This window comes from Pseudomonas sp. G3-39 (assembly GCF_054790485.1).
This window is the reverse complement of sequence record NZ_CP186497.1, coordinates 5,205,161-5,224,399: the sequence shown is the minus strand read 5'-3', so window position 1 is coordinate 5,224,399 and position 19,239 is coordinate 5,205,161. Positions and strand designations below refer to the sequence as shown.

The following is a 19,239-nucleotide window of genomic DNA, read 5'->3' as shown; positions in this document are numbered from 1 at the left end:
GGGAGCGGGCTTGCTCGCGAAGGCGCCGGTTCAGTCAACTCATCATCGACTGAACCGGCGCCTTCGCGAGCAAGCCCGCTCCCACATGGGTATTGCGTGTTACTTGTTGAGCAGTTCCAGGCGCTCGCGAATCGACGCTTCGATCCCCACTTCATCCAGCCCGCACTCGGCCAGCATCTGCGCCGGTTTGGCGTGCTCGACGTAGATGTCCGGCAAGCCCAGGTGCAGCATCGACTTGAGGATGTTCTCCCGCGCCAGGAATTCGCTGACCGCGCCACCGGCGCCGCCCATGATCGCGTTCTCTTCGATGGTCACCAGCAACTCGTGGCTGCCGGCGATCTCGCGTACCAGCGCTTCATCCAGCGGCTTGACGAAGCGCATGTCGACCACGGTCGCGTCCAGCTTCTCGGCGACTTTCAGCGCTTCGGTCAGTTGCACGCCGAACACCAGCAGGGCGACTTTGCTGCCCTGACGACGGACGATGCCCTTGCCGATTTCGATCGGTTCGAGATCCTTGTCGATGGTCGCGTTCGGGCCGGTGCCGCGCGGGTAGCGCACCGCCGCCGGGCCGTTGTACAGGTGGCCGGTGGTGAGCATTTTGCGCAATTCGTTTTCATCGCTCGGGGTCATGATGACCATGCCCGGAATGCAGCGCAGGTAAGACAGATCGAAGCTGCCGGCGTGGGTCGGGCCGTCTTCGCCCACCAGACCGGCGCGGTCGATGGCGAACAGCACGTCGAGGTTCTGCACCGCCACGTCATGCACCAACTGGTCGTAGCCGCGTTGCAGGAACGTCGAGTAGATCGCCACCACCGGTTTGGCGCCTTCGCAGGCCATGCCGGCGGCGAACGTCACGGCGTGCTGTTCGGCAATCGCCACGTCGAAGTAGCGCAGCGGGAAACGTTCGCTGAACGCCACCAGATCCGAGCCTTCCTTCATCGCCGGGGTAATCCCGACCAGGCGCGGATCAGCCGCAGCCATGTCGCACAGCCATTCGCCGAACACCGCCGAATACTTCGGCCCGCCGGCCTTTTTCGGCGCAGCGGCCGGGGCGTCGAGCGGTTCGAGCTTGGTGATCGCGTGGTAACCGATCGGGTCGACTTCCGCCGGGGCGAAGCCTTTGCCTTTCTTGGTGACGATGTGCAGGAACTGCGGGCCTTTCAGATCGCGCATGTTGCGCAGGGTGGCGATCAGGGTCGGCAGGTCGTGGCCATCGATCGGGCCGATGTAGTTCCAGCCCAGCTCTTCGAACAGGGTGCCGGGGACCAGCATGCCTTTGGCGTATTCTTCGGTGCGACGGGCGATTTCCCAGGCGCCGGGCAGGCGCGACAGGACTTTCTTGCTGCCCTCACGCATGCTCGCGTAAGTACGGCTGGAAAGAATCTTTGCCAGATAATTGGACAGGCCACCGACGTTGCGCGAGATCGACATGTCGTTGTCGTTGAGGATCACCAGCATGTTGGCGTTGACTTCCGGCGCGTGGTTCAGCGCCTCGAAGGCCATGCCGGCAGTCAGCGCGCCGTCACCGATCACCGCAATCGCCTTGCGATCGCTGTTCTGCAGGCGGGCGGCAATCGCCATACCCAGCGCTGCGCTGATCGAGGTGCTGGAGTGGCCGACGCCAAAGGTGTCGTACTCGCTCTCGGCGCGACGCGGGAAGGCGGCGATGCCGTCCTTCTGGCGCAGGGTTTCCATGCGCTGGCGACGACCGGTGAGGATCTTGTGCGGATACGCCTGATGACCGACGTCCCACACCAGCCGGTCATCCGGGGTGTCGAAGACGTAATGCAACGCGATGGTCAGCTCGATGACGCCCAGGCCGGCACCGAAATGCCCACCGGTCTGGCCGACCGTGTAGAGCAATTCCAGGCGCAACTCATCGGCCAGGGTTTCCAGCTCGGCTTCGCCTAACCGGCGCAGGCCGTCCGGCGTGTTCGCGCGGTCGAGCAGGGGCGTGGTCGGGCGCTTGCGGGGAATCTCATGAAACGTCGTGGGCATCAGGCGAATCGTTATAGGTATAAAAGATGCGGCAGTTTACCTGATGCATCGCCCCCTGCCCACGCGTTGGTCTTTTTTGGCAGATTGGCGTTCAGTTGCGCCGCTCGACGATATACCGGGCCAGGTCGCGCAAAGGCTCGGCTGCCGCGTCAAACGGTCGCAGCGCGTGCAGGGCCTGATCGCGCAGTTCCAGAGCGTAGACCTTGGCCGCGTCCAGTCCCAGCAGGGCCGGGTAGGTCGGTTTGTCGCGAGCGATGTCGGCGCCCTGGCGTTTACCGAGGGTTTCGGTATCGCTTTCGACGTCGAGAATGTCGTCCTGCACCTGGAAGGCCAGACCAATAGCCTGTGCATAAGTCTGCAGGGCCTTGAGTTCATCCTTCTCGGCACGACCGCTGGCCAGGGCGCCGAGCTTGACGCTGACTTCGATCAACGCGCCGGTCTTGTGCCGGTGCATTTGCTCCAGCGCTTGCTGGTCCAGCTTCAGGCCGACCGAACCGAGGTCGATGGCCTGACCGCCGACCATGCCTGCAGGGCCGGCCGCGTGCGCCAGCGCCGTGACCTGTTGCAGACGGATGTCAGCGTCGAGGTTGCTCAGACGCGGGTCGAGCAGGGCGCTGAAGGCCAGGCTCTGCAAGCCGTCACCGGCGAGAATCGCGCAGGCTTCGTCGAATTTCTTGTGGGTGGTGGGCTGGCCGCGACGCAGATCGTCGTCATCCATCGCCGGCAAATCGTCGTGCACCAGCGAATAAGCGTGGATCAGCTCAACTGCGCAGGCCGCGCCGTTGGCTTGTTCAGCCTTGCCGCCCAGCGCTTCGCACGCGGCGTAGGCCAGCAGCGGGCGCACGCGTTTACCGCCGATCATCACGCTGTAGTGCATCGCCTCATACAGGCGCGACAGCTCCGGCAGCGGAGCCTTGAAGAGGATTTCCAGTGCTGCATTGACCCGCGCCTGGCTGGTCGCCGAATACGCCGCAATCATTCTGGCTGTTCCGCGTCGAAGGGTTCCTCGGCGAGTTCGCCATCGCGCTCCAGCAGCACTTGCACCTTCTGCTCGGCCTGGGCCAGCGCTGCCTGGCAGTCACGGGTCAGGCCGATGCCCTGCTCGAAAGCGGTCAGCGAGTCTTCCAGCGACAATTCACCGTTCTCCAGACGCTCGACCAGTGTTTGCAGGTCGGCGAGGGACTGTTCGAAATCCAGTGCAGCTTTTTTGCGGGCCATGGCGGCAGTTTCCGGTTGACGTTAAACCGGCGCGACACTAGCAGATAGGGGGTTTATGGGCAAATGAGTGGGGCTTTAGCGAGCCCTCGCCACAGGGGCAGCGGTTCAATTCGAGGAATTGTCCGGGTAATTGATTTTGTATCGCGTGCTCCGTCCGCCTCCGGGCATACGCTGCAGGCAACCCTTCTCTAGCAGCTCCGCCAGATGTCGCGTCGCCGTGGCTTTGGAAACCTTGGTCACCGCCTGATACTGCGCCGCGCTGATACCGTGTTCGAACCCGCGCTCTCCACCGTCAAGCAAACGATTGAGCACTTTACTCTGCTCCACCGAAAGCTCGGATTCACGGTGCGCCTGCCAGAAGCGGGTTTTACCCAGCACACTTTCGATACGCGCGATGGCTTGCCGCAGACTGCGTAAAAGAGTCTGCAGAAACCAGGTGAGCCATTGGGTGACGTCCAGCGTGGCCTTTTGGCTGGCCTCAAGCACTCGGTAATAGCCGCTTCGGTCATCGAGGATGCTGGCCGACATGGCGTAAAACCGGATGGCCTGTGCTTCGCCTTGCGCCAGCGCCAGATCGGTGATGGTCCGAGTCAGTCGACCGTTGCCGTCATCAAACGGATGCAGCGTGACAAACCAGAAATGCGCGATGCCGGCACGTAGCAAAGGATCAAGCGCTGTTTGATGCTGGCTGGCCTCGAACCAGGCGAGAAATTTATCCACCTGTCGTTCGAGACCTTGGCGCGCAGGGGCCTCGAAATGCACAGTGGGACGGTCGAGACGACCGGAAACTACCTGCATCGGCTCCTCGCCGCGAAGCGCACCGACATGCATCGACCTTGCGGTGAAGTCGCTTTCCTGGTCCGGAGACAGCCATCGATGCCATTCCAGTAATCGCTCCAGCGTCAGTGGTTCGGCGAAGCGTCGCGTGGCATCGAGCATCAGTTGGGCCAGGCCTTCGCTCCGTTGACTGACTTTATCGCTATCGGGCAACTCCAGCCCCAGGCGTCGAGCCAATGACGAGCGCACCGAGCCGACATTCAACTGCTCACCCTCAATGGCCGAAGAGGTCACGATGTTTTGCAACAGTGCGTCGAGTTCGGTCTGAGCGCTCAGGGAGTTGCCTACGGATCCAGCCATGCCCATCAATTGGCCTTGTGCCTGAACGCATTCACGCAGCAGCGGCGCCAGACGTTCTGCCTGCCAGTTGAAGTCGGGCCAATCCGGCTGCTGCCAGATCCATTGAGTGGTCATCGGTTACTGCCTGTAATAGGGGCGTGAGCCGAATAGAAATGCTATTCGGCTCATTTAGTGAGCCGAATATGACGGCTATTCGGCTCACCGTCTACTTTACGGCGTGATTCCCACCGCAAATCCACATGTATCCGATTGTTAAAAAACTGCCGAATCGCTAATCTTCGCGCCTTCTACGACCCCACAGTCACGGGGTCTTTCAGACGAAACGCAGTTTCCACCGCTGTGAAGTACCGAGGATCGGGTGCAAGGTTTCGTTCAGGCATGGCAGGAGGCATTACATGCGTTCATTTCTTTGGCTGCTGATCGGTTTGGCCTGCGCGCCTGCGCTGCTGGCAGCGCCGAATGCCGAGCTGTCGGAACCGGTGGGCGGTTGGCGCTATAACGGTCTGCTCGACCGCAGTGAAAACCCGCAAGTCGCCTACCCCACGCCGCCGATCGATCGCGGCATTCAGCGCAATCGCACGATGATTCAGGGCCAGCTCAAGGCCATCGGCAATCAGCGCGGGCCGCATACGCTGGCGGTCAACGGCAATCCATTGAATCTGTACACCGACGATGACGGGCGTTTCGCCCGGCCGTATGCGTTCGGCGCCGGTTCCAACAGTGTCGAAGTGCGCAGTGCCGAGGGCCAGTCGCTCAAGCGTGTGCAGTTCTACGAAGCGAACAACTTGCGCACGCCGGCGAAAATCCGTGTGGTGCTGGGTTGGGACGATCCCAAGGCCGAACTCGACCTGCACATCATTACGCCCGACGGCCAGCACGCGTTTTTCGCCCACACGGCGCTGACCAACGGCGGCGGTCTGGACCCGGATGGTGTCGATGGCCCCGGCCCGGAAATGTTCACCATGACCGCGCCGCTGCATGGCACCTATCTGGTTTACGTCAACTATTGGGGCAACTTCGGCGACGGCGGCTATAACTTCGAGGAGGCCAGCAATCAGAACGAGGTGATCACCTCGCAAATCACGCTGGTGCTCAACGAAAACACGGTCGACGAAAAACGTGAAACGTTCATCGTGCCCCTGCGGGCAATCGGTGATCTGCTGCTGGTCAAGACTTTCAACTATTAAGCATCCCGCACCACGGATGAACTTCGGGTTTTGTGAACATGAGTGATAACGCTGCTTCTCTGGCCGTCCCGACACCTGCCGGCCAAACCTCCCGGCGCTGGCCGGCGCTGCTGATCGGCCTGGTCCTGGTGGCCGGTGTGGCCGGTGGTCTTGGCTGGCTGCTGCACAAGCCCAAGGTGCCGGCGGCGGCACTTGCCAGCGACAAGCTCGGCCTGAGTCGTCCGGATGCGCTGCTGGAAACCCGCTCCCTGAGCCAGTTGCCCAAGGACCTGCTGACGGTGCCGTTCCTCAAGGCCACGCTCACCGAGGATTTCGTCTTCTATTACGAAACCCACGCCGACCGCCTGGGGTTGATCGGCAGCCTGCGGCGGATCATCTACGAACACGACCTGAAGCTGCAGGACAGCCTGATCGAACAGCTTTTCGATCAACCGGCCGATGTGGCGTTGTGGCGTGGCGCTGATGGCCGGCTCAAGGATTTTCTGCTGGTAATGGATCGCGGCGGGTTGGCGAAGCTGCTCGAACCGCTGGCGAAAGTGGCGCTGGACGATTCGCAACTCAGCGTCTTCGGCAGCCTCAAGGTCGGCAGCGACGAAGTGCCGCTGTACCAGCTCAGCTACAACGCCAGCAAATCGCTGCTGTTCGCTTCGCGCGGCGACAAACTGGTGGTGCTGTCCAACCCGAACAAATATTACGACCCGGCCAACGGCGAGTCCGAGGAGTCCGGGCACGTCTCGCCACAAGCGCTGGCAGCGCTGCTCAATGGCGACAAACTGTTCCCCGAGGCCTTCGGATTGCCAGCCAAGGCGCCGGAGATCAAACAGCGTCTGTCGGTCAATTCCAGCGTCCTTGCGATGGGCTATCAGCGCTTCATCCCGAACTTCGCCGGGCTGCGCTTTGATATGGACGACAAAGGCTGGCACAGCTACCTGGCCATGGACGAACTGGATAACCAGCCGGACTTCGATTTCAAACCGGTGTGGCAAGCCATGCCGCTGGGCGCCAGTGCCTGCGTGACCTTGCCGGTGGCGGCCGAGCCGCATAAACCGCTGCTGGTGAAACTCGGCGCCGACGAAGCGGTGGCGCAGAAACTCACCGAGCATGTTGCCGGTGCGGCGGGCCTGTGCTGGTACGCCGATTCGCGGTTGTACACGCCGCTGCTGGTCGCCAGCCTGAAGGATGAGGACAGCAGCAAGCTCGATGGCGACCTAGGCACATTGTTCGGTTCGATGGTGGGCGCCTATGAGTCGAATGTCGCCGAACACGCGTTCCCGGTAGTCGAGAAACAGGAAGGGCAGAGCCATGTCTGGCAGCGTCAGGTCAGCTCGAACTTCGGCCCGTACGCCGCCAAGACTGCCGAGAACCCGGCCGCGATCAGCGGGCGCGCGTTCATGAAAGTCAGCCTCGCCCGCCATGGTTCGACGCTGCTGTTTTCCCTCGACGACAAACTGCTCGACAAGGCTCTCGGTACCCTCGACAAACGCTTCCCGCCGATGGCCGACGTGCTGCCGAAAGATGTGCTGATGCCGATCTATTTCGGCCCGGATTCGATGGCGCAACTGATGCAGCAGGAAACTCTCGACAGCCTGCCGCAGGACATGGAGCCGGTGTTCTACAACGCCGCGCAAACCTACCTGATTCCGAAACTGCGCACCCTCGGCGGCTACGGCAAATACGCGCTGATCCTGCCTGAAGGCAGTGAGCCGGACGGCCACTGGCAATGGTTGCCGCTGGAATGGAAAGCGCTGTGACGGCATTGATCCGCAGCCTCGGCCTGCTCGCGCTGCTGCTCAGCGCGGGCGCCCGAGCCGTCGAAGCACCGGCACTCGATCCGGCGCAGTCCCAGGTGTTCCGCGCCTGGTTCGTGCGCATCGCTCAGGAGCAACTGAGCCAGGGGCCGAGCCCGCGCTGGTATCAGCAGGACTGCGCAGGCCTTGTACGTTTTGCCGCCAACGAAGCGCTGAAAGTCCACGACGACAAATGGCTGCGCAGCAATGGCCTGTCCAATCGCTACCTGCCGCCGGAACTGTCGCTCAGTGATGAGCAGCGCAAGCTCGCCCAGCAATGGCAGCAGGGCGGTGGCAAGGTCGGGCCGTACGTCAACGCGATCAAACTGATTCAGTTCAACAGCCATCTGGTCAGCCGCGACGTGTCCCAGGCACGCCCCGGTGACCTGATGTTTTTCGATCAGGGCGACGACCAGCACCTGATGATCTGGATGGGCCGCTACATCGCCTATCACACCGGCACGACCACCCCCACTGACAACGGCATGCGTTCGGCAAGCCTGCAGCAACTCATGACATGGAAGGACACCCGATGGATACCCGACGCAGCCAACCCCAACTTCATCGGCGTCTATCGACTGAACTTTCTCTCCCAATGACCGGTGCCCGCATGTTGCGACTCTGCGCTCGAATTCCTCTGCTGCTGGCGCTGTTGCTGCCATTGGCGACCGTCAACGCTGAAGACTCGGTGGAACCGAGCGGCTACACGCCGGTCGCCGGTGAAAGCTTCTTCCTGCTGGCCGACAGCAGTTTCGCCGCCGACGAACAGGCGATGGTTCGTCTCGAAGCGCCGGGCCGCGACTACCGCCGCTTTCGTATGGAACCCTATGGCGGCGCCGACATCCGCGTATACCACATCGACAAGCCGCTGGATTTCCTCAAACGTCAGAAGAACCTGCACCGCGTGGTCAGCGACGGTCAGTTCAAGGGCGAGGGCTTGTCCAACACCCTCGCGTACCTGTGGGACAACTGGTACCGCAAATCGCGGCGGGTGATGCAGCGCGCGTTCTCCTACGAGTCGCGCAAGCAGGTCACCGAGGAAGTACCGGAACTGAAGATGGGCAACGCCATCGCCGCGCCAACCCCGTACGACGCGCAGCCGCAATTCGCGCTGATTCCGGGTCTGCCGGTGGTCAGCCAGTTCCGTTATCCGCTGTGGCAGGCCAAACCGATCCAGCCGCCGGCCGGGGTCAATCTGGCCGGGTCTTCCAGCGAGTTCGTCAGCGTTGCACCGGGTAACGTGTACATCCCGCTGGGCAAGCTGAAACCGGGCCTGTATCTGGTCGAAGCGCTGATCGGCAAGTACCGCGCGACCACCATGGTTTTCGTCTCCAACACCGTGGCGGTGAGCAAGATTGCCGGTGATGAATTGCTGGTCTGGGCCGCACGCAAACACGAAGGCAGTTCGGTGCCGAAGGTCAATGTGCTGTGGACTGACGGCCTCGGCGTGATGAGCAGCGGTGCCACTGATGCCGATGGTTTGCTGCGCCTGAAACACGTCAGCCCCGAGCGTTCGTTCGTCATTGGCGAGGACGAAGAGGGCGGGGTGTTCGTCTCGGAAAACTTCTATTACGACAGCGAAATCTACGACACCAAACTCTATGCGTTCACCGACCGACCGCTGTATCGCCCGGGGGATTGGGTGTCGCTGAAAATCGTCGGTCGCGAGTTCAAGAATGCGCGGGATTCGGTGCTGCCGGGCGCTGCTGACGTCAACGTCAGTGTGCTTGATGCCACCGGCACCGAGCTGCAACGCCTCGACCTGAAACTCGATTCCAAGGCTGGTACCCAGGGCCGGTTCCAGTTGCCGGACAACGCTGTGGCCGGTGGTTACGAGATCCGCTTCAACTACAAGGATCAGGCCTACAGCAGCGCCTTCCGCGTGGCCGAGTACATCAAGCCGCACTTCGAAATTTCGCTGAACCTGGCCAAGCAGGATTACCGCACCGGCGAGCCGGTGAAGGGCAGTCTGGTGCTGCTGTACCCGGACGGCAAACCGGTGACCAACGCCAAACTGAGCCTGAGCCTGCGTGCCCAGCAACTGTCGATGGTCGACAATGAGCTGCAATACCTCGGGCAATTCCCGGTGGAATTGACCAGCACCGAACTGACCACCGACAGCAAGGGCAACGCGACCCTCGACCTGCCGGCCGCCGACAAACCGAGCCGCTACATGCTCACCGTATTTGCCAGCGATGGCGCGGCGTATCGGGTCAAGACCACCAAGGAAATCCTCATCGACCGTGGCGCCGCGAGCTTCCGCCTGAGCGCGCCGCAACGTTTCAGCGCAGTCAAAGACAAAGTCGCGTTCAGCTACGCCAACGAGGGCGGCAGCGAGCAGAGCAAAGCCGTGACCCCAAGCAGCTACAGCTGGGTGCGTCTGGAAGACCAGAGCACTGGCGAAGGCAAACTCGCGGCGACTGACAAAGGCTTTAGTCTGGCCTTTGAACGTCCGGGTACTTACAACCTGACGCTGAAAGATCAACACGGTCGCGTCCTCGGCGCCACCGGCCATTCGGTCACCGGCGACGGTGTCAAAGCGGTGCCGGGCACTGTGGAAATCGTCCTCGACAAGCCCGAGTACAAGGCCGGCGATGAAGCGCTGGCACTGATCACCTTCCCTGAGCCGGTCAGCGATGCACTGCTGTCGCTGGAGCGCGATAAGGTCGAGGCCACCGCGCTGCTGGCCAAGGGCGGCGACTGGCTGAAGCTGGAAAAACTCAGCGACACCCAATACCGCGCGCGGATTCCGGTGAAGGACAACTTCGCGCCGAACCTGACCTTCTCGGTGCTCTACACCAAGGGCGGGCAGTACAGCTTCCAGAACGCCGGGATCAAAGTGATTGCCCCGCAAATCGACGTGGCGATCAGCACCGACAAACAGGTGTATCTGCCGGGCGACACGGTGACCGTCGACCTGACTACGCAGTTCGCCGGTAAAGCAGTTCCGGCGCATCTGACGGTGAGTGTTGTCGATGAAATGGTCTACGCGCTGCAACCGGAAGTCGCGCCGACCATCGACCAGTTCTTCTACCACCCGCGTCGCAATAATGTGCGCACCAGCGCCAGCCTGTCGTTCATCAGTTACGACGTGGCGTTGCCGGGCAGCCCCGGCGCGCCGGGCAAGGCCAACCGCAGCGAACGTGGGGTGAAAGTGCTGGAGCGTCCGCGTCGCGAAGACGTCGACACCGCCGCATGGCAACCGGAATTGCTGACCGGTGCCGACGGCAAAACCCGCTTCACCTTCAAGATGCCGGACTCGCTGACCCGCTGGCGCATCACCGCCCGGGCCATCGCCGACGACGGCCAGGTCGGGCAGAAGAAGCAGTTCGTTCGCTCGGAAAAACCGCTGTATCTGAAGTGGAGCGGGCCGAGCAAATTCCGCAAGGGCGATCAGCCACAGCTCGGTGTGTTCGCCTTCAGCCAAGCCGAAAAACCGGTCAAGGCTGAGCTGGTCACGCATTACGCTGGCGCCGAACAACGCCTGCCGGTAACCCTGAACAACGGCATCAACTACGTGCCGCTGCCAGCGTTCGCCCTGGCCTCGGGTGAGTGGACCGCCGAGCTGGTGCAGGACGGCAAAACCGCTGACGCCCTCGCCGTGCGCCTGAGCGCGACCGGTGACGGCTGGCAAGTCACGCAAACCCAGAGCCTCGACGTGGCCAGCGGCGACACCCCGTTGAGCCTGCCGGCCGACGCCACCGACATTCGTCTGCGTCTGGATGACAGTCCGCAAGCGCTGTTCCGTTCCGCCCTCGATGATTTGCTGAGCTACCCGTACGGCGGCGTCGAGCAGACGGCCAGCCGTTTGCTGCCGCTGAGCATCGCTTATCCGTCGCTGGCGTCGAGCCCGCAGATCCGCGATCGCCTGCGCCTGATCATGCAGAACAGCCGTCTGCGTCTGGTGCAAATGGCCGGGCCGTCGGCGAGCTTCACCTGGTGGGGCTTCGACGGCGAGCCGGACGCGTTCCTCACCGCTTACGCCTACTACGCCGACTGGAACGCCAGTCAGGTGCTGGAACTGACCTTGCCACCGGAGCACTGGCAGCGAGTGCTGGAGGTCTACGCCAAGCAAGCGCCGAACACGCCGCTGCTGCAGCGGGCACTGATTCTGTCGTTCGCCAAGCAGATGCACCTGCCGGTGAATACCCTGCTCAGCGGTTTGATGGACGATCTGGCCAAGGCCGGTGAGGGCAATGCCGAAAACCTGATGGGCGATGGTGAAGACAGCCTGGTGATGAGCGACCCGGATTCGGCGCTCGGGCTGGCGGCGGCGCGGGTGTTGACCGCGGCGCTGGCCACGCAATCGAAAGTCGCGTTGCCGGACGCATTCAACCGTCAGGTTGGCGCGGCGCAACAGCGTCTGGCGGTCAGTTCGCAGCCGTTTGCCGAAGCGCTGAACCTGTCTTTGCAACCGTTTGATCAGGCGCGGGCGACGGCGTTGTTGCAACGTCTGTTGCCACAGCAATCGACCCTCGAACGCGCCCTGGCGCTGAGCTGGTTGCAACGCAGCATCGCTCAGGCCTCGCCGACCATCGCGCTGCTGCCGGGTGAAGGCTGGAAGAAAAACTACGGCGCAACCGGTGAGATGTTCTGGACCTGGCAGGGTGCGACGCCGGTGCCGAGCGTGTTGTCGGTGTCCGGCACTCAGGAGCGTCCGCTGCGGGCAGCGTTGAGCTTCCAGACCCAGCAACCGGCCGTCGATCCAATGGCCGTGACCATCACCCGGCGCCTGTCGCGACTGGTGCCGGGTGACGAAGCGTTCACCTTCAAACTGGAGCCGGTCGGCAACAAGCCGCTGTCCAGCGACAGCCTGTACCTGGATGAAGTGATCCTCACCAGCAAGGCGCCGAAACCGCTGCGCTACGGCATGCTCGAAGTGCCGCTGCCACCGGGCGCCGATGTCGAGCGCACCACCTGGGGCATCAAGTTGCAAGGCAAGGACGGCACCGAACCGACCGCGCTGGAAAAGGCGCGCTTCGAACCGGGGCAATTGGCCTACGCGGTGCCGGTGGATGCGCTGAGCGGCGAATTGCGTCTGCGCCATCTGGTGCGCTTCTCGCAGAAGGGTCAGTTCAACCTGCCGCCGGTGCGCTTCACTCAGGTCTACGCGCCGCAGCATCAGGCCCGGGAAGCGAAAGCCGCCCTCGGTCAGGTCACGGTTAACTGACATGAACCGGCCGCTGCTGTGGCTGCTGATGTGTGTGATTCCTGCGCTGGCGACGGCGCAGGATGAGCCGCTGCGGCTGGCGTACAAGGGCGAGTTGCTGTCGTTGAATCACACGCAACTGACCGCCCGCGAGCCCTTGCCGTTGACGCTGGATACCCCGCTGGGCAGCCTGTGGAAATTGTTCGTCTACGCGTGGCTGGTGGATACCGGTGCGCGCGAGCCGGCGTATGAATGTCGCGGACAGTCGAAGGAAGAGGTTTATTGCTGCTCGGCGGGCGGCAAGATCGAGCGCGATCAGGCGTTGGTCAAATCCTGCGGCTTGTACTTTGAGCCGGCGAGATTGGGCATTACTGCCGCCGATTGGCGCACCTATTGGCAGGCGCGGCAGGCGCCGTCGTGGTTGCTGGATTTGCCGACCGTGCAACCGGCTACTCGGGTTTCCGTGACGGACTTGCTGAAGGTGTTGTCGGTGCTGCCAGCGCAGGAGCAGATGCGCCGCGTGTTGCTCGACGTCGTGCTGAATGCGGCGGACGGCAATGTCGTCGGCGAACTGGGTGGTCGCCTGCGGGTTAAGACCTGGAGCTGGCTCGGCGATCAGGATCCGCAATCGCGGCAGGGCGGTTTCGCCGGTTGGACGGCGGACGGCTCGCCGATCTGGGCCAGTGGGCGTGGTACCAGTCAGATGGTTTTGCGCCATTACGGTCAGGCGCTGGCGACGGTGCTGCCTTCTTCGTGGCCGGCGGAAGCAGGGCGTTGCGTTGAGGTCGGTCTGTTTTCGCGTTATCCCGTTTCCCGGGTTCTGGCCGGTGATCGGGTGGTGACTTCGGGCCCATTGCAGGGCGATTACCGCGTCGAATTCGCCAACGGTAACGCGCTGGATATCCACAGCGCCGGCGAACTTTTTCTGCTCGACGACAAACTGGTCGCCAGACTTGATCGCGAAGAATACGTCGCCCGCGTCCTTGAACGCGAAGCCAAACCCGAACCCGCCGAAGCCGCCAAAGCGCTGGCCGTGGCGATCCGCACCTATCTGTTGCAAAACGCCACGCGCAACGGCGATTGCCTGAGCATCGACGACAGCAGCAACCGTCAGCGCGTCGCTCCGCGTCCGGCCTCCGCCGAGTCGCGCAACATCGCCGCATGGACCGCGGATCTGGTGCTGGCCGGCAGCACCGTCACCTATCACTCCGACCAGCCCGGCCCGGACAAACTCGCCTGGCAACAGGCCGTCGAGCAGGCCAACGCCGGCCAGCGCTACGACGCGATTCTGCTGCACGCCTATCCGCGCGCGAGCCTCAGCCGTTGGGACAACCCAGTTGCTTCCTGCGAAGCACTGCCCGCCGCACAGGACTGGCTGCAAAAGCAGCGTCGCGGCTGGCGTCCGACGCTGGAAAGCGAAACCGGCTACAACGAAGTCAGCTCGTTCGCCGTGTGCAAACTGGCGTTCGGCCGCCCGTTTGTCGATCGCGAACGCCAGCGCATTTACGTGCGCGGCGTGCTCACGCTGCAGGATCGCCTCGACCTGACTCATGAATACCTGCACCTGGCCTTTGAAGCACATCCCAACGGCCAGGATGAAACCTACATCGAAGGGCTCGCCCGTCACCTCTTGCTGGAATAGACCATGACACTCCGTTATCCACAGGTCTTGCTGTTGCTCTGCGCGTTCAATGCATGGCCGATGGCAATGGCCGCTGACAGCGTCAAACTCGACACCCCGGTCGGCGGCTGGCGCACCGGCGCGCCCGAGGGCGAAGGCGAGAACTTCCGCCAGACCGTCAACTACCCGGCCTCTTCGGTCAACACCCCGGTCGGCCAGGCCAACACCGCGCGCATCAGCGGTGAAATCAAAGCCACCCCCAAGAGCAGGGAACCCGGCCGGCTGATCGTCAACGGGGTCAGCATGCCGCTGAAAATCGACGACAGCGGCCGCTTCGACCGCCCGTTCTCCTTCCCTAATGGCAGCAACAGCGTCGAAGTGCGCAGCCCCGACGGCCAGCAACGCCACCGCACCCAGTTCCTCAACGCCAGCGGCGGCGCCACCCCGGCCAAACTGCGCGTGCTGCTCTCTTGGGACAGCGACGGCACCGACCTCGACCTGCACCTGATCACCCCCGACGGCGCGCACATCTGGTACGGCGACCGCGTCGCACCCAACGGCGCCGCGCTCGACGTCGACGTCACCACCGGCTATGGCCCGGAAATCTTCGCCATGCCGGCGCCGATCAAGGGCCAATATCTGGTGTATGTGAACTACTTCGGCGGAGGTTATCGGGGGGATGATGAAGGCGGGGAGGAGGCGGTGCAGCCGCTGACCACGGCGCAGGTGACGGTGATTACCGAGGAAGGCACGCCAAGCGAGAAAATGGAGACGTTTGTGGTGCCGATGCGGGCGGTGGGTGAACTGACGCTGGTGAAGTCGTTCAGCTATCCCTGAGCAGCAGCCTGCTCAGGGTTGCACTAGAAACCAGGCGGAATATAACCAGGCACGAACGGCACGTTGATGCACTTGCCGTGGATGATCTTTCCGTCTTCGATTCTGAACAGCACGATCTTTTTCGCCTTGTTGACGGTGGCTTCAAGTTTGCAATCGGAACTGTGACCGACCGTCTCGTAGTACTCGGTGTAAACCATGCCGTTACCGGTGTGATTCATTGAAGTACCGGCCGCTTCCGTGGTGGTCCAACTGGACGATTTGTACCAGGTGAGCACAGCCAGATTCTCGCCGTTGGCCCCGGTCTGTTTTTTCATCGAGTCAGGTTTGCCGAACAGATCGAGCGCTTCCTGAACATCGCGTCCTTCCCAGCGCGACTGGGCAATCAAGTGGCAGCCATTGATCAGCAAAACGGCGGGCGTTATCAGCAGCGCCAATAACGTTTTAGTCCATGGGTTCATCGTAATTCCCGCCGCTTACTTGTTGCCCAGGATCGAGTCGAGGTTGTCCATCATCTGGCCTTTCTCCTGAATCGGCGCCAGCTTGAAGAACATCTGCTGCAGACCCTGAATCATCTGCAGGTACTCCATCTTGCCCAACGCGATCATGTCCTTTTTGGCCGGTGAGCAAACGAACTCGCTGGTGCGCTGCACCCAGAACTCCTTCGGCTGCTGCCATTGGTCATTAACTTTCAGGTTGCGCATCATGTAGGCGATGCGATCTACGGACTGGCCGTTGAGAATTCGGACCTTGTTCGTTGAACACTGAACTTCGAGGTTATAGGCATCGATCATCGGTTTGCCGGGTTCCTCATACACCAGCGTTACGGCCACCAACTTGGCGCCTTTGGTGTGTTTCGACGGCACGACTGAAGTGCTGTCGGCGACATACATGATGTTCTTGTGGGGAACACCGTTGCCGTAAATGATCCACCAGTCACCAACAAGCTTCGGCTCGTCCGCCAAGGCTGAAGTGGTAGCGGTCAGGAGTGCGGTCAGTAGAACAGCGAATTGATTGAGTTTGAAAAACGACGACATGGTGTTGCTCCATTCCTTGGCGCTTTTGTAATGCACAAAAACAGAATGGAAATTTAGTGGTGAGGTTGGGCGCGGGGCAATTAGGGCGGATGTACTAATGGCTTATTGCGATGCCTGACCGGCGGGCACTGCCCGGTTAGTCTTACGAAAGGCTCAGGTATAAAGAACGCAGGGTTTGTACGCGGTTTCTTCCCTGGTCTTTAGCGCCTGATCGGCCTCCGAGAGCAGGCGTGACAGGTCGTAGCCGGACTCGCGAGTGGTCGCCAGGTCAATGCTGAACTGTCAGCACCAGCGCGGGAATGAACGCGATGTCGCAACGTGTTGCGACTGCGCCACAGCTCAAGCGTCGTCAGCACGCCCTAAGCGAATGCCAGCAGCGAGTAGACCAGCACTCGGTTCGGCATCGAGTCATAAAAGGCGGGAATCAGACACAGCGTCAGCCAGACCATCGACCCTGCAATTGAAGGCGCAGGGCCCACCAGCGTGGGATATACAGGGCCATTTCACGGATTCCCGTGAGACTCAATACCGGAATCCGGCCGATGGCGGGCATGCGGGAAAAAACAGAGGGTGTGGGTGTTGGGCGGGATTTAGCAATGTAGGGGGTGGGGTGGCAAGCGTTGGGTTGCCGAGGTGCACCAAGGGTGAGGGGGAATCAAATTTGTGCAGTGGCTTGCTGCACAAATTCAGTGCGCCGACAGTGGGGTAATTAGCATTCAGGCTCCAATCGATCCATTGCGGCCTCGTAAGCAGCCTCTCGCTCACGCTTCCCGATAGCGACTACAAACACCACGATCTCATGATCAAGCACCTGGTAGATCAAGCGATATCCAGCGCTTTTTAGCTTCACTTTGTAGCAATCCGGCAGCTCGCGAAGTCGATTGGCTTCTACTCGAGGATTCTCTAACACTTCAGAGAGCTTCTTTTTGAACTGTTGGCGAATTGTATCGCCCAGTTTATTCCACTCTTTTAACGCACGACGATCGAATTCAAGGCTATATGTCATCCAGACTTACCTTGATTCGTTGAGGTGACGCGAGACGTTCGCTGACTACAGCGATGAGAGCTTCATCCTCTTGGCTGATGAGCGCGGTTTTGAAGGGCAGTTTGCCCCGCTCAGCGACGTATTGAAGCGTCTGGCGCAGAAGCTCCGAAGGTGTGACGCCGAGCTTTTCCAGCTCGGCAAAGGAGCGTTGTTTCAGCTCATCATCAATGCGGATGTTGATGGAGGCCATGATGCGATACCTGTAATGACGTTTGTCGTTACGGTATCAAGGGGCTTCGTCCTCGACAAGTGGAAATTCAGGTTTCGACGGTAGGCCTGGTTTTCTTTCAGGCATTAAAAAGCCGGCTTGTGGCCGGCTTCTCGGGGACTGGCTTGGTTTATTTTTGGTAAACCGCGTCAGCCTTCAAAACGTACACCCGGATCTGCGTCCGGCTGTGGGACTTGGTCAGACGTTGGTCTGCCGCGTCAGGCGTCATCTGAGCCGCGGGAGCGGGTCGATGCGCAAATGTGGGGCGCAGGATACTGAGTTTTGTTGGGGATTCCCAGCCTCAACTGCGGAATAGAGCCACTGCGGGGGGCAAAATTCGTAATTTGTACTGATTTTCGGGGCCTCTTCGCGAGCAGGCTCGCTCCCACAGGGTTTGGTGCAGGGTTGAAGATCCGTATCCGATCAGAGAAACGGTACCACCGGCCGGCGTTTGCCCAGGGTCGACCACCAGAATACCCAGCCCAGAATATGGATCCGCTGCTCATCGATCTGCGCTGCGCGGAAGATTTCGTCCGGGTATTCGGCGCTGTTGTGGCTGCGCAGGCGCAGGGCGTTGCCGGGCATGCGGTGCAGGTATTTGATGCGCAGCATGCCGTCGTGTTCGATGGCGTAGATTTCGCCGTCGACCACCTGGGTCAGGCCGCGGTCGATGCCGACGATGGAGCCGTCTTCGATGCGCTCGGCCATGCTGTTGCCGATCATGTGCGCGCAGATGGCGTCGCTTGGGCGGATTTCCAGTTGGGCGAGATGGGCCCGGGGCAGGCGGACGGTCTGCTCGGGGTCGAGGATGACGTGGGTTTTGTCGGCGCCGGCGCTGAGCGGTGTTTCCTTGAAAAACGGCAGTTCGATGTCGTTAGGGTTGATGATGGAATAGACACCGTTGACGGACTGCGCGTCAAAGGTGTCGCCGTTGCTGGCGGGCGTTTGCAGGCGGGGTGACTCTTTGCTGCCTTCGCCGGTTTTCAGCCACTCGCTGTTGACCGAGAGCAGGCGTGAGACTTCCTCCATGCGATACGCCGGGACGCCCCGGGTGTACCAGTTATGAATGTTTTGGGCTTCCGTGCCCCAGAACTTTGCGAATCCCGTGGTGGTGATGTTCGCTGCTTCCAGGAGTGCCTTGAATCTTGGACCGCTAGTGTTCTTTCTCATAAACACCGAGTCTACGGCCGTGCCAGAGCGGTTTGAATAAACCGGCTGTTCAAAAAAAGCCTGTATTTTGCGACTGGATGTAAGACGTGCTTGTGGGAAATCACTCACTTCGAAACTTTTCTGTAGTCCGCGATAAACACACTGTTTAAAGCGGCGTTTTTCAGGCACAAAAAACCCCGGATCAACCGGGGTTTTCTTCAAACGTCATGCAGCCAGCCGGCGCTTAGCCCTTGTAGGCAGCAACCGACTTGGTGATCGCGTCGCGAGCGGCATCAGCGCCAGCCCAGCCTTCGATCTTGACCCACTTGCCTTTTTCGAGATCTTTGTAGTTCGCGAAGAAGTGCTCGATCTGCTGGATCAGCAGTGGTGGCAGGTCGGTGTATTCCTTCACGTCGACGTACAGCTGGGACAGCTTGTCGTGTGGGACTGCGATGACTTTGGCATCGCCGCCGCCGTCGTCGGTCATGTTCAGGATGCCGACTGGACGCGCGCGGATCACCGAGCCTGGAGCAACCGGGTAAGGGGTCACAACCAGCACGTCGAGGGGATCACCGTCGTCAGCCAGGGTGTTCGGGATGTAACCGTAGTTGGCCGGGTAGAACATTGGGGTGGCCATGAAACGGTCAACGAACAGGCAATCGCTGTCTTTGTCGATTTCGTATTTGATCGGCGCGTGGTTGGCCGGGATCTCGATCGCGACGTAGATGTCGTTCGGCAGGTCTTTGCCAGCCGGAATCTTGCTGTAGCTCATTGGGCGTTGCCCCCGTAGTTGACCAAAAAACACTTGGCCGGATTGACCAAAAAGTGGCGGCGATTATAGGCACATTCCTACGCCGACGCCACGTACC

General features: G+C 61.2%; 16 protein-coding genes. 6 read left to right on the top strand and 10 right to left on the bottom strand.

From position 1 onward, the window contains the following. Positions 1 to 99 precede the first annotated feature (99 nt). From dxs to ACOYXG_RS23540, 4 genes are all read right to left on the bottom strand, one after another. Entirely contained in the window at positions 100 to 1,998 is a 1,899-nt protein-coding gene (dxs, locus tag ACOYXG_RS23555) for a 1-deoxy-D-xylulose-5-phosphate synthase (RefSeq protein WP_460354298.1), read from the bottom strand. Between the two features lie 91 nt (positions 1,999 to 2,089). Next, positions 2,090 to 2,977, bottom strand: a complete 888-nt coding sequence (ispA, locus tag ACOYXG_RS23550) for a (2E,6E)-farnesyl diphosphate synthase (RefSeq protein ID WP_460354295.1) — start codon at positions 2,975 to 2,977, stop codon at positions 2,090 to 2,092. Continuing rightward, on the bottom strand, positions 2,974 to 3,216 hold the full coding sequence (locus tag ACOYXG_RS23545) for an exodeoxyribonuclease VII small subunit (protein ID WP_003228627.1): 243 nt from the start codon (positions 3,214 to 3,216) through the stop codon (positions 2,974 to 2,976). Before ACOYXG_RS23545 ends, ispA begins: the two co-directional genes overlap by 4 nt. A gap of 105 nt (positions 3,217 to 3,321) precedes the next feature. Further along, positions 3,322 to 4,467, bottom strand: a complete 1,146-nt coding sequence (locus ACOYXG_RS23540) for a Fic family protein (protein WP_150368189.1) — start codon at positions 4,465 to 4,467, stop codon at positions 3,322 to 3,324. Between the two features lie 281 nt (positions 4,468 to 4,748). On the opposite strand from ACOYXG_RS23540, the gene ACOYXG_RS23535 reads away from it, so the two are divergent. Genes ACOYXG_RS23535 through ACOYXG_RS23510 form a run of 6 tightly spaced genes read left to right on the top strand, consistent with a single transcriptional unit; the run spans position 4,749 to position 14,934 of the window. Then, positions 4,749 to 5,540 carry a YfaP family protein gene (locus tag ACOYXG_RS23535; protein ID WP_330207171.1) on the top strand — a complete coding sequence of 264 codons (792 nt, stop codon included), beginning with the start codon at positions 4,749 to 4,751 and terminating at the stop codon, positions 5,538 to 5,540. A 38-nt stretch (positions 5,541 to 5,578) separates the two neighbouring features. Then, a complete protein-coding gene (locus ACOYXG_RS23530; RefSeq protein WP_460354290.1) occupies positions 5,579 to 7,291 on the top strand; it encodes a DUF2138 domain-containing protein in 1,713 nt (570 codons plus the stop codon). Further along, positions 7,276 to 7,926 carry a DUF1175 domain-containing protein gene (locus ACOYXG_RS23525; protein WP_034153738.1) on the top strand — a complete coding sequence of 217 codons (651 nt, stop codon included), beginning with the start codon at positions 7,276 to 7,278 and terminating at the stop codon, positions 7,924 to 7,926. The genes ACOYXG_RS23530 and ACOYXG_RS23525 overlap by 16 nt, the downstream gene beginning before the upstream one ends. Next, entirely contained in the window at positions 7,923 to 12,497 is a 4,575-nt protein-coding gene (locus ACOYXG_RS23520) for an alpha-2-macroglobulin family protein (protein WP_460354288.1), read from the top strand. The genes ACOYXG_RS23525 and ACOYXG_RS23520 overlap by 4 nt, the downstream gene beginning before the upstream one ends. 1 nt (position 12,498) lies before the next feature. After that, the gene (locus ACOYXG_RS23515; protein ID WP_460354286.1) at positions 12,499 to 14,118 is read left to right on the top strand and encodes a DUF2300 domain-containing protein; all 1,620 of its coding nucleotides are present in this window, start codon (positions 12,499 to 12,501) and stop codon (positions 14,116 to 14,118) included. 3 nt (positions 14,119 to 14,121) lie between these two features. Then, positions 14,122 to 14,934, top strand: coding sequence for a YfaP family protein (locus ACOYXG_RS23510; protein ID WP_443544990.1), 813 nt, complete (start codon positions 14,122 to 14,124; stop codon positions 14,932 to 14,934). 23 nt (positions 14,935 to 14,957) lie between these two features. On the opposite strand, the gene ACOYXG_RS23505 is transcribed toward ACOYXG_RS23510, so the two are convergent. The 6 genes from ACOYXG_RS23505 to ppa form a co-directional block, all read right to left on the bottom strand. Further along, a complete protein-coding gene (locus ACOYXG_RS23505) occupies positions 14,958 to 15,392 on the bottom strand; it encodes a hypothetical protein (protein ID WP_027612917.1) in 435 nt (144 codons plus the stop codon). Between the two features lie 15 nt (positions 15,393 to 15,407). Then, the gene (locus tag ACOYXG_RS23500; RefSeq protein WP_460354282.1) at positions 15,408 to 15,968 is read right to left on the bottom strand and encodes a hypothetical protein; all 561 of its coding nucleotides are present in this window, start codon (positions 15,966 to 15,968) and stop codon (positions 15,408 to 15,410) included. 709 nt (positions 15,969 to 16,677) lie between these two features. After that, the gene (locus ACOYXG_RS23495) at positions 16,678 to 16,974 is read right to left on the bottom strand and encodes a type II toxin-antitoxin system RelE family toxin (RefSeq protein ID WP_460354279.1); all 297 of its coding nucleotides are present in this window, start codon (positions 16,972 to 16,974) and stop codon (positions 16,678 to 16,680) included. Beyond that, positions 16,964 to 17,203 carry a type II toxin-antitoxin system RelB/DinJ family antitoxin gene (locus tag ACOYXG_RS23490; protein WP_460354277.1) on the bottom strand — a complete coding sequence of 80 codons (240 nt, stop codon included), beginning with the start codon at positions 17,201 to 17,203 and terminating at the stop codon, positions 16,964 to 16,966. Before ACOYXG_RS23490 ends, ACOYXG_RS23495 begins: the two co-directional genes overlap by 11 nt. 441 nt (positions 17,204 to 17,644) lie before the next feature. Then, positions 17,645 to 18,391, bottom strand: a complete 747-nt coding sequence (locus tag ACOYXG_RS23485) for a S24 family peptidase (protein ID WP_027612915.1) — start codon at positions 18,389 to 18,391, stop codon at positions 17,645 to 17,647. A gap of 223 nt (positions 18,392 to 18,614) precedes the next feature. Further along, positions 18,615 to 19,142 carry an inorganic diphosphatase gene (gene ppa / locus ACOYXG_RS23480; RefSeq protein ID WP_008052339.1) on the bottom strand — a complete coding sequence of 176 codons (528 nt, stop codon included), beginning with the start codon at positions 19,140 to 19,142 and terminating at the stop codon, positions 18,615 to 18,617. Between the last annotated feature and the right edge of the window lie 97 nt (positions 19,143 to 19,239).